The sequence below is a fragment of the Sorangium sp. So ce204 genome (genome assembly GCF_051526795.1).
Classification (GTDB): domain Bacteria; phylum Myxococcota_A; class Polyangia; order Polyangiales; family Polyangiaceae; genus Sorangium; species Sorangium cellulosum_B.
Genome location: NZ_CP150317.1, coordinates 5,886,240 through 5,892,500 on the forward strand (window position 1 = coordinate 5,886,240; position 6,261 = coordinate 5,892,500).

Here is a 6,261-nt window from a genome sequence, read left to right on the forward strand (position 1 = left end):
TTGGCGCCACCGGTGGCTACGCCGAGCCGTCGTCGATCCCTGCGCCATCCTCGAACATCGCCGGGTCGTCGTCGTCGAGGTCGCCCTCGTCGTCCGGCGCGCCGCCGTCCGCCGCCTGCGCGCCGCCCTCGGTCGCGCCGGCGGGCGACATCCTCCATCCACCGGTCGGAGGCCCGGAGGGCCACGAGCGGAGCCCGGGCGGCGGCCTGAAGCCATCTGCCTCGTCCTCCGGCGCATCGAGGCCCGCCGCCGCCGCGCGGCGAGCCCAGTCGGGCGCGTTCGCGGGCGGCACGTGCCGCGGCCGCCACCCGCCCCCCTCGGGCGTGATGGCCCGCTTGAGGTAGCCGTGCGCTCCGGAGGTGAAGCCCACGTCCGAAAGCGCGCGCGCGAGAGGGGAGCCGTGCGCAGGCTCGCCGTCGATCGTGGCCACGAGCACGGCGCGCCGCCGCCCCTCGTCAACGAGCGCCCCGAGCGCCGACGCGATGGCCCGGATCGCGTCGCCGCGCTCCGGCTCGGCCTCCGGCAGGAACGTGGTGAGGCTCCGCTCGGTGCGGCCCATCCAGGCGAGCAGCCGGCCGTCGTGCAGGATCACCAGGGCGCCCGCAGCCCGCTGCGGCCGGACCGGGCCGCGGACGGCGCCTTCGGCGCCGCCGTCGACAGGCGCGGGGAGCTCGGGCCAGCGGACGGCGGCGCCCCAGGGGCTCGCCGGATCCGTGGCCGCGAGGACGAGGGTCCGGGGATCGTCGGACGGCTCGCGGCAGGCCCGGAGGCGATCGTCGGCGCCGGGCACCGCGAACTGCGCGACGCCCAGCCCGGCGACGAAATAGCCGCGCCGCGCCTGACCGGCCTCCTCCATGGCGCGGAGCACGTCGTAGACGGCGGAGAAGCCGCCGGCGAGCCCCTCGACCGCCGCCGCCTCGCGCGTGAGCACCCCGTGGCGCTCGAGCAGCGCGCGGGCGAGCGCCGCGCGCCGCTCGGTCTCGCCAGGCGCGCCGGAGGACGCGCCGCCAGCAGCGCCGGACACGCCGGGTGACGACAGCAGCGACCAGCGCCCTTCGCTCCCCGGCGGGCCGATCCGGCGCGCCCGCAGCGCCGAGAGGCCGCGGCCGGACGCAGCGCGGTCGCGGTCGCGGTCGCGCCGGCGGCCGCTCGAGCCGGACGCGCGGCCGAGGGCGCGCAGCGGGGCGAGCGTGTCGTTCGTGACCTCGCCGGCCCACACGAGATCCCAGAGCGCGGCGAGCAGGTCCGCCCCGAAGGCGCCCGTCTCGCGCGACAGGTCGGAGAAGAAGAGCGCGCCGCGGCGCGCGAGCGCGGCGCGGATGCCCTCGGCGAGCGCCCCCTCGGCGCGGCCAGGCGGCGGGGCGAGGTACGGAAAGGCCTCGGCGAGGTAGAGCGCGACGCGGCCGTCGCCGTCGCCGACCGGCTCGACGCCGCGCCAGAGGACCTCGCCGGCCGCGCAGAGCGCGTCGAGATCGCCGGGCCGGTAGCCCTCGACGCGGGCGGGCAGGATCTCGGACTCCAGGGCGGAGGCCGAGAGGGGCGCGCCCTGGAGCTGCTCGAGCGCCGCGAGCAAGCCGTCGAGGCCGCGCCGGCGGCGGTGCAGGCCGTGCCAGTCGGCGAGGAAGCGGGCGTAGGCCTCCGGCGGGACCGGCTCGACCTCGGCGCGCAGCCGGGCCAGCGAGCGGCGCTTCAGCGAGCGCAGCACCTCGGCGTCGCAGAACTCCCGGCCGCGGCCGCCGGGGAGGAACTCGCCCTCGACGACGCGGCCTCGCTCGGCGAGGCGCGCGAGCGCGGCCAGCACCGGCGCAGGGCCGAGGCCGAAGCGCCGGGCCACGTCGTCGGCGCGGAAGGGCCCGTGCGTGCGCGCGTAGCGGGCGACCAGCTCGCCGAGCGGGTCCGCGACGGGCTCGAGGAACGCGATCGGCAGGCCGAGCGGCGGCACCACGCCGAGGGCGTCGCGCAGCCGGCCCGCGTCCTCGGCGGCGGCGACGCGGCGCTCGCCGCCGATCTGGACCTCGATGGCGCGCCGGTCCCGGACGAGCTCGTCGATCCACGCGGCGGCGCGCTCGCGGGCCGCTTCGGGCGGGGCGTCGTGAGCGGCCGCGCGCCGGGCGATCTCGTCGCGCGTGAGGTCGCCGAGCGAGAGCAGGAGATCGTGCGCCTGGTCCTCGTGCTTGAGCGGCGCTCGGCCGTCGAGGCGCTGGAGCGACGCCTCGAGGGCCAGCACGGCGTCCGCGTCGAACAGCTCGCGCAGCTCGGCCTCGCCGAGCAGCTCGCGCAGGCGGCTGTGATCGATGGTGAGCACCTGCGCCCTTCGCTCGGCGAGCGGCAGATCGCCCTCGTAGATGAAGTTGCCGGCGTAGGTGAAGAGCAGCGTGGCCGCGAACGGCGAGGGCGCGCGGACGTCGACCGTGACGACGCGGACCTTTCGGGCGGCGATCTGCCGGAGGAGATCCTCGAGCGCCGTGAGGTCGAAGACGTCGCGAAGGCACTCGCGGTAGGTCTCGAGCAGGATGGGGAACGAGCCGTAGCGCGACGCGACGGCGAGCAGGTCGGCGGCGCGCTTGCGCTGGGCCCAGAGCGGCGAGCGCTTGCCGGGGAACTTGCGCGGCAGGAGCAGCGCCCGGCCCGCGCACTCGCGGAACCGCGAGGCGAAGAGGGCGGTGTCGCCGAGGCCGCGGACGAGCAGATCCTCCACCTGGTCGGCCTGCGGCAGGAGCTGCTTCGCGTCGGGGGGCGACTCCGACTCGGGCAGCCGCAGGACGATGCCGTCGTCGGTCCACACGGTGTCGACCGCGAGGCCGAGATCGAGGCGGCACCGCTCGGCGATGCAGGTCGCGAGCGGCGCGTGGACGCGGCCGCCGAACGGCGAGAGGAGGCAGATGCGGTGGTCGCCGACCTCGTCGATGAACCGCTCGATCACGAGGGTGCGGTCGCTCGGGACGTCGCCCGTGGCCGCGGCCTGGTCGCGCACGTACCGGACGAGGTTCGAGGCCGCGCGCTCGTCGAGGCCGTGCTCTTCCGCGAGCGTGCGCTCGGCCTCGCCGTCGGGCAGCGCGGCGAGGCGCCGCGCGAGGGCGCCGATGGAGGCGCCCAGCTCGGCGTTGCGCCCGGCCTGGTCGCCGCGCCAGAACGGCATCTTGCCCGGCTCGCCCGGGGCGGGGACGACGAGGACGCGGTCGTGGGTGATGTCGGTGATCCGCCACGAGGAGGCGCCGAGCAGGAAGACCTCGCCCTCGCGGGCCTCGAAGACCATCTCCTCGTCGAGCTCCCCGACGCGCCGGCCGGGGCGCGCGGCGTCGCCGCCGGTATCCAGGAAGACGCCGTAGAGGCCGCGGTCGGGGATGGTGCCGGCGTTGACGACGGCGAGGCGCTTCGCGCCCTTCCTGGCGCGCACGGCGCCGCCCACCCGGTCCCAGACGATGCGGGGCCGGAGCTCGGCGAACTCGTCGGAGGGGTAGCGGCCGGAGAGCATGTCGAGCACGCCCTCGAAGCTGGCGCGCGGCAGCTCGGCGAAGGGCGCCGCCCGGCGGACGAGCGAGAAGAGCGCGTCGACGTGGAGGGTATCCATCGAAGCGATAGCGACGATCTGCTGGGCGAGGACGTCGAGCGGGTTCCTCGGGTACAGGGTCGCCTCGACCTTGCCTTCGCGCATGCGGGACGCGGCGGCGGCGCACGCGAGCAGATCGCCGCGGTGCTTCGGGAAGACGACGCCGCGCGAGGTGCCGGAGACCTCGTGCCCCGCGCGCCCGACGCGCTGGAGCCCGGCGGCGACCGAGGGCGGCGCCTCGAGCTGGATCACGAGGTCGACGGAGCCGAGATCGAGGCCGAGCTCGAGCGACGAGGTCGCGACGATGCACGGCAGGAGGCCCGCCTTGAGCCGCTCCTCGATCTGCTGCCGCTGCTCGCGGGCGATCGATCCGTGGTGCGCGAGCGCGATCTCGGCGCCGGCCGTGTCGTTGAGCGCCGCGGCGAGGCGCTCGGCGAGGCGCCGGCTGTTCACGAAGATCATCGTGGTGCGGTGGGCGCGGACGAGCTCGACGAGGCGCGGGTGGATGCTCGGCCAGATCGAGCGCTGCGCCGGCTCGGCGGGCGCCCTCCTCGGGCCCTCGCCCGCGCGGGCGGCCTCGCCGAGCTTGGTCATGTCCTCGACGGGCACCTCGATGCGGAGCTCCAGGGCCTTCGGGGCGCTCGCGTCGACGAGGGTCACCGGCCGCGGCGCGAAGCGCCTGCCGGCGCCGTCGGTCTCGCCGCCGCCGAGCAGCCGCGCGACCTCGTCGAGCGGGCGCTGCGTGGCGGACAGGCCGATGCGCTGCATCGGCCGCGGCGCGGATCGCAGCGCCTCGAGCCGCTCGAGGGACAGGGCCAGGTGCGCCCCGCGCTTCGTCGCGACGAGCGCGTGGATCTCGTCGATGATGACGGTCTCGACGGCGCGCAGCCGATCGCGCGCGGCGGCGGTGAGCAGGAGGTAGAGCGACTCCGGGGTGGTGATGAGGATGTCCGGCGGCTTCTTGGCGAGCCGGGCGCGGTCCTGGGGCGCTGTATCGCCGGAGCGCACGCCGACCTGGGGGACACGGCAAGGCAGGCCGAGGCGCTCGGCGGCGGCGGCGATGCCGGCGAGCGGCGCGCGCAGGTTGCGCTCGACGTCGATCGCGAGCGCCTTGAGGGGCGATACGTAGACGACGCGGCAGCGCTCGGCGGCCTCGGGCTCGGGCGACGCCATGAGCCGGTCGATGGCCGCAAGGAAGGCGGCGAGCGTCTTGCCCGAGCCGGTCGGGGCGAGCAGCAGGGTGGAGGCGCCGTCGAGGATGGGCGGGAAGCCCTGCACCTGGGCGGGGGTGGGCGCGGCGAAGGCCGCGCGGAACCACGCCTGGGTGGCGGGGTGGAAGCGGGCGAGCGGATCGGATGCGGGGGGGCGTCTCTTGGCCATCGGCGGCGCTTGCGCGGTCCCTGCCTGAGCGGGGGCTGCTGCGTGCGTAGGCAAGAGCCATCCCTCGCGGCGGGAGGCGGCGCAACAGATCGTTCCAGCCGCCCAGCCGCGCCGGCGGGTGGGTCCACGCGGCGGGGGCGGGCGGGCGCTGGCCATCCGCCAAGGCGGGGGCCTGGAGCTTGCGCATGGAACACCGCCCGGCATGTCTCCCTTCGGGCCATGCCACCTGGGAGGTCATGTTGCGCGCCACACAAGGCGCGCCTGAGACCTCGAGCCTCCTGGGGGCCTTATGGCACCTCGGTCGGTGCTCCAGCGCGCCCGCCCGCCCCCGCCGCGTGGACCCACCCGCCGGCGCTCACCTAAGTTTTGAAGGGGGGCCAGGCGGGCACGGCCGATCCGATGGACGGCCCGGGAGGGGTGCTCCTCGGCGGACCGCCGATCCGACCCTCGAACGCGCCGGCAGGTCGGACCGAGGGTCCGGATGGAAGGCAAAAAAAAACCTGCGCACAGAGAATCTCTGTGCGCAGGTTCGAAGAAACCCCGGCGGCGTCCTACTCTCCCACCAGGTTGCCCTGGCAGTACCATCGGCTCCAAGAAGCTTAACTTCCGAGTTCGGTATGGGATCGGGTGTGACCTTCTCGATATCACCACCGGAAACTTGCGGGCGCGTCCATTCCGATCGGACGCTCGGCAGGGCCCGCTCCTCGCGGCGCCCAACGCCTTGCCAGCCGTGCTGGCGTGCTCGTCGGCCTGGCTCAGGCACGACGCGATCGCTGCTTGCCCTGGGAACAGCGACCAGCCGCAGTCTCGCAGCCAAAAGGCCTGCGCGTCGATTTAAGCGCGCAGACTCATAAAAAAATCCCGGCGGCGTCCTACTCTCCCACCAGGTTGCCCTGGCAGTACCATCGGCTCCAAGAAGCTTAACTTCCGAGTTCGGTATGGGATCGGGTGTGACCTTCTCGATATCACCACCGGAAACTTGTGGGTGCGTCCAATCGGAACCCTGCGGAGCCCGCTCCTCGCGGTGCTCTACGCTATGTTTACGCAGGGCCAGCTGTGTCACGCTGCTCGTCACCCGAACTCCGGGCGCGACGCTTCGATGTTTGCCTTAGAAGTATGGTCAAGCCGCACGACCTATTAGTACCGGTTAGCTCCGCCGATTGCTCGGCTTCCACACCCGGCCTATCAACCTCGTGGTCTACGAGGGGTCTTTAGGGGCCTTGCGGCCCGGGACACCTAGTCTTGAGGCCGGCTTCCCGCTTAGATGCTTTCAGCGGTTATCCGTTCCGTACATGGCTACCCGGCTATGCCCTTGGCAGGACAACCGGAGC

At 74.5% G+C, this 6,261-nt stretch carries 1 protein-coding gene and 3 rRNA genes (1 of these 4 cut by a window edge); all 4 read right to left on the minus strand.

The genetic code is table 11. The features are described 5' to 3' along the window. Positions 1 to 16: 16 nt before the first annotated feature. Positions 17 to 4,930, minus strand: a complete 4,914-nt coding sequence (locus WMF22_RS21905; protein WP_438036905.1) for an Lhr family helicase — start codon at positions 4,928 to 4,930, stop codon at positions 17 to 19. Positions 4,931 to 5,468: 538 nt separating this feature from the next. Beyond that, positions 5,469 to 5,585 (minus strand): 5S ribosomal RNA (rrf, locus tag WMF22_RS21910). A gap of 204 nt (positions 5,586 to 5,789) precedes the next feature. Beyond that, positions 5,790 to 5,906: ribosomal RNA gene (rrf, locus tag WMF22_RS21915) — 5S ribosomal RNA — on the minus strand. A 140-nt stretch (positions 5,907 to 6,046) separates the two neighbouring features. Further along, positions 6,047 to 6,261: ribosomal RNA gene (locus tag WMF22_RS21920) — 23S ribosomal RNA — on the minus strand; it runs 2,792 nt beyond the window's last position.